This is a genomic window from Mycobacterium sp., from assembly GCF_051006775.1.
Classification (GTDB): Bacteria; Actinomycetota; Actinomycetes; order Mycobacteriales; family Mycobacteriaceae; genus Mycobacterium.
The window spans coordinates 1-3,793 of record NZ_JBPCSX010000239.1; the positions used below are offsets into that span (position 1 = coordinate 1).

Sequence of the window (3,793 nt, forward strand, 5' to 3'; positions counted from 1 at the left end):
GGCGGCTTCGGGGGAGTCGAGGGTCTGCGGCAATGGCTGCGCGACAACGACATCACCGCGGTCATCGACGCCACCCATCCGTTCGCTGCCACCATGACGGCCAACGCGGCAGCGGCCTGTGCTGACCTGGCGCTGCCGCACCTGGTGCTGAGCCGTCCCGCCTGGGATCCCGGCGATGCCGCGCTCGTCGGCTCTGATCGTGCGGCCGCTGATCTGGTTGCCGCCAAGGGGTATTCGCGCGTTTTTCTCACCACCGGGCGCTCCGGATCCGCCGCCTTCCGCAACAGCGACGCATGGTTCCTCATCCGGGTGGTCACCGCCCCGGAACCCGGTAATCTTCCGGCCGACCATGAACTGGTGCTCTCCCGCGGCCCCTACCGCTACGAGGATGAGCATCGGTTGATGCGCGATCACCGCGTCGACGTCGTCGTCACCAAGAACAGCGGGGGAGAGCTCACCCGACCGAAACTCGACGCGGCACACACGCTGGGAGTTGACGTGGTGATGATCGAACGGCCGCCGCTGCCCGCCGGCCCAACGGTGGTCGGTTCCGTCGACGAGGCGGTGCGGTGGGTGGTCAGCCGGGGTAGCGCCGCGGTGTGAACACCGTGTCCCCGGTCGCGCCCGCGTACCACTGGGTCTGGGATGAGCCGACGATCAGCAGGCAGCGCATATCGACATCGGCCGGATCGAGGTCGGCCAACCGGACCACCGTCACCGACTCATTCGGACCGGACACATCGCGGCCGATCACCACCGGGGTGCCCGCATCGCGGTGCTCGAGCAGCAGATCACGCATGGCCGCCACCTGCCAGGTGCGGGACTTCGAGGCCGGGTTGTAGATCGCCAGAACCAGGTCCGCGGCCGCCGCGGCCGACAGTCGGGCGGCGATCACCTCCCACGGCTTGAGCCGGTCCGACAGTGAGAGCACCGCGTAGTCATGACCCAGTGGCGCGCCGACCCTGCTGGCCACCGCCTGTGCGGCGGTCATCGCCGGGATCACCCGTACCGCGATCGACGGCCACTGCTTGGCCTCCTCGAGGACGGCGGTGGCCATCGCGAAGACGCCGGGGTCTCCAGAGGAGACGACCGCGACGGCGCGGCCCTGCTCGGCCAGTTCGCAGGCAAGCCGGGCGCGCTGGGGTTCGTCGGTGTTGTCGGAGGGGTGGCGGCGCTGTCCGGGGCGGATCGGCACCCGGTCCAGATAGGGGCCGTAGCCGATCAGGTCGGTCGCGGCGGCCAACTCACGCAGGCTCTGCGGTGTCATCCATTCGACGTCGCCCGGGCCCAGTCCGATGACCGCGACGGTCCCGGTGCGCGGGGGGAGCCGGGTGCTGCGGCCGTCTCCGGGCACCACGGCTATGGAGAAGTACGGCACCTGGTCGTCGTCGACGTCAGCGGCGGGCATGACCCGCTGGGTGTCGCTGCTGGCCCGCTCGACGTAGATCGCCTCATCGAGACGTCCCGATAACGAAAGCGCTTCGCGCACTTGGGAATAGGTGCGGCCCAATTTCATGACCACGGCGGCGTCGGTGTCGGCGAGGCGGCGGGCGAGTTCGCTGACCGGCAATGTGCCGGGCAGTATCGACAGCACCTCGTCGCCGGTCGCCAGGGGTGTGCCGATCGCAGCCGAGGCCGCGCTCACCGAGGTCACGCCCGGAACGATCACCGCGGAGAAGCGCCCTGCCAACCGGGTGTGCATATGCATGTAGGAGCTGTAGAACAACGGGTCACCTTCGGCGAGCAGGGCGACGTCACGGCCGGCCTCCAGGTGCGCGGCGATCCGGTCCGCGGATTCGGCATAGAACTGCGCCATCGCGCCGTCGTAGCCGCCGGGGTGGTCGGTGTCCCCGGTGGTGACCGGGTAGATCAGGTGTTCCTCGATCTGGCCGGGCCGCAGGTAGGGCTCGGCGATGCGACGGGCGATACTGCGCCCGTGTCGGGCGCTGTGATATGCCACCACGTCAGCCGCGCTGATCACCCGGGCGGCCTTCACCGTCACCAACTCGGGGTCACCGGGACCGAGGCCCACGCCGTAGAGCGTGCCGCTCATTCGCTGGCACTCGCGATCGCGTTCACCGCGGCGGCGGCCATCGCGCTGCCGCCGCGCCGTCCCGCCACGATCAGGTACTCCATCCCGCGCGGGTCGTCGATGAGTTCCTGTTTGGACTGCGCCGAGCCGACGAAGCCCACCGGGCCGCCCAGCACCGACACGGGCGCGCCGACACCGTCGTCGATCAGCTCCAGCAGCCGGAATAGTGCGGTCGGCGCGTTGCCGATCGCCACCACCGCGCCCGGCAGCCGATCAGCCCACAGTTGCACTCCGGCCGCCGACCGGGTGTTGCCGATCCGCTGAGCCAGGTCGGGAGCACGGGGATCGGTGACCAGCGACACCACCTCATTGCCCGCCGGCAACCGGCTCGCGGTGATGCCGGCGGCCACCATCGAGGAGTCGCAGAGGATCGGGGCACCGGCAGCCAGTGCGGCGTGAGTGGCCGCCACCACACCGGGGGTGAAGGCCACGTGGTCGGCCAGGTCGACCTGACCGCAGGTGTGGATCAGACGTACGACCGCGCGTGCGACGTCGTCGGGAAACCGGTCCAGGTCTGCCTCGGCTCGGATCGTCGCAAACGACTGCCGGTAGATCTCGGCAGCGTCGCGGGTGTAGTCGAGCACGTCACCACCCTACGAGTGGTCCGGATGCGGCTCGTAACCCGTTCCAGTGGCCACCAGCACCTGACCGGACGCCGGCTTGCCGCAGGCCCGCTCACAGCCCACGTAGTGCACCCGGCCGGTCCCGGTTCCGGCTGCCGCGACCGCCCCGGCTTCGGACCGCACGTCGGCCCGCGACCGCTCGCAACCCGGGCTGCCCACGCACGCGCTGACCTCGAGCCAGCGCGAGTTCTCGTCGAACACCAGGCCCAGCGGGGCCAGCACCCGCAGCGAGGTGTCGGCCACCCCCTCGTCGAGATCGCACACCAGCAGTGAGCGCCACGGGGTGATCACCACTGGTTTGTCGATCGCTGCAAGGAACTGCGCCTGCCTGGCCAAGAGCACTCCCAGTCGCGCCGCGGCACCCAACGTCACCGAGCCGTCGTCATGTTCGATCCAGCCCACGGGTGGCCTGATGGACGGTGTGACAGAGACGGTCGGCGCGCCGGCCGTAAAACCCTTCAACAGGGCAGAGTGATCGTCCAATTCCCTGACCCGCCAGGCTTTTCCGCGGATCTCGGTGAATGTGCGGGCCACCCGCACCAGTGCCGGGATGGCCTCGTCGGGCGCGACCCGGACTCCGGTGTCGCGGCCCGCCAGCAGCAGTGCGACGTGATCGCCGAGCACCTGTACCCCCGCGTCGGCCGCCAGGCCGGACACGTCGCCCGTCCCGTCGTCGAGGGAGAACAGGAACCGGCCGGGCAGGACCGCCAGGTCGGGCTCGTCCTGAATCGCCCGGTCCAATTCCCTCACCCAGGGCCGGACATCACTTAGTCCGCCGACTCGTCCGGTCAGTGGCGAGGCGACGATGTTGCGGACGGTCTCGTGGCTGGGCGAGGGCAGCAACCCGGCCGCCTCCACCGCCCCGGCCACCGCCGCGGTGTCGGTGATCCCGCGCAGCTGCACGTTGCCCCGGCCGGTCAGCTCGATGGTGCCGGCAGCGAACGCCAGCGATGCCTCAGCCAGCGCCTCCAGCTGGGCGGCGGTGATCATGCCGCCGGGCAACCGCACCCGGGCCAGCGCGCCGTCGGCTGCCTGATGCACGGTCAGCGCACCGGGGCAGGCATCCTCGTCGCGGGTC

General features: G+C 70.4%; 4 protein-coding genes. 1 reads left to right on the forward strand and 3 read right to left on the reverse strand.

All coding sequences use genetic code 11. The features are described from left to right. On the forward strand, positions 1 to 603 hold a 603-nt coding region (locus ACR2JI_RS16610; protein WP_526391937.1), incomplete at its 5' end, for a cobalt-precorrin-6A reductase. On the opposite strand, the gene ACR2JI_RS16615 is transcribed toward ACR2JI_RS16610, so the two are convergent. The 3 genes from ACR2JI_RS16615 to cobG form a co-directional block, all read right to left on the reverse strand. Continuing rightward, a complete protein-coding gene (locus ACR2JI_RS16615; protein ID WP_526391939.1) occupies positions 578 to 2,053 on the reverse strand; it encodes a precorrin-2 C(20)-methyltransferase in 1,476 nt (491 codons plus the stop codon). The two genes, ACR2JI_RS16610 and ACR2JI_RS16615, sit on opposite strands and share 26 nt — an antisense overlap. Next, positions 2,050 to 2,676 (reverse strand): precorrin-8X methylmutase, encoded by a 627-nt coding sequence (locus tag ACR2JI_RS16620; RefSeq protein WP_526391941.1) that lies wholly within the window; start codon positions 2,674 to 2,676, stop codon positions 2,050 to 2,052. Before ACR2JI_RS16620 ends, ACR2JI_RS16615 begins: the two co-directional genes overlap by 4 nt. A gap of 9 nt (positions 2,677 to 2,685) precedes the next feature. Then, on the reverse strand, positions 2,686 to 3,793 hold a 1,108-nt coding region (cobG, locus tag ACR2JI_RS16625; RefSeq protein WP_526391943.1), incomplete at its 5' end, for a precorrin-3B synthase.

Bases quoted from the DNA above. Each gene is read 5' to 3' on its own strand.
- ACR2JI_RS16615 (WP_526391939.1), bottom strand. From the start codon at position 2,053: ATGAGCGGCACGCTCTACGGCGTGGGCCTCGGTCCCGGTGACCCCGAG.